Annotated in this window: 1 protein-coding gene; it reads left to right on the forward strand. The window is 43.3% G+C overall.

The window, feature by feature from the left end; genetic code table 11:
* On the forward strand, positions 1-669 hold a 669-nt coding region (locus ACTQ33_RS17105), incomplete at both ends, for a transposase (protein WP_441465689.1).

The following is a 669-nucleotide window of genomic DNA, read 5'->3' on the forward strand; positions in this document are numbered from 1 at the left end:
TAGTTTGAAACAAATGGTCATTGGGGTAATCTACCAGGAAGCTGAACGTTCAGGGCAGCCAATCTTCTGCATTGTGGATGATACGATTGCATCCAGGACAAAGCCTTCGTCACAGGCTTTACACCCTATTGAAAATGCATACTTCCATCAGTCTCACTTGAAGAAGAAACAGGATTATGGACATCAGGCAATTGCTGTTTTGCTCTCCTGCAATGGGATTACACTCAACTACACAGTGCTTTTGTATGATAAATCCATGTCTAAAATCCAAATGGTATGCAATCTTGCACAAGAGTTACCAATAGCACCTGTACATTCTTACTTTCTATGTGATAGCTGGTATACTGCTGGAAAAGTGATGGATTCATTCATAAAAAGAGGATTTTATACCATAGGAGCACTGAAAACCAACCGTATTCTCTATCCTGCTGGCATTCGCCAGAAGCTCAGCCAGTTTGCACTTTTCCTTCATAAGACAGATGCTGCTGTCCGCCTCGTCACAGTGGGCAATCGCCAGTATTATGTCTATCGCTATGAGGGTAAGCTGAATGGTCTGGAGAATGCAGTGGTTCTGATGACCTATCCAAAGGATGCCTTTCACAAACCACAGGCATTGCGAGCATTTCTATGCGCAGATACTTCTTTGAGCACGGTGGAAATCCTGACCTA

This window comes from Candidatus Avoscillospira sp. LCP25S3_F1 (genome assembly GCF_052117125.1).
Taxonomy (GTDB): Bacteria; Bacillota; Clostridia; order Oscillospirales; family Oscillospiraceae; genus Avoscillospira_A.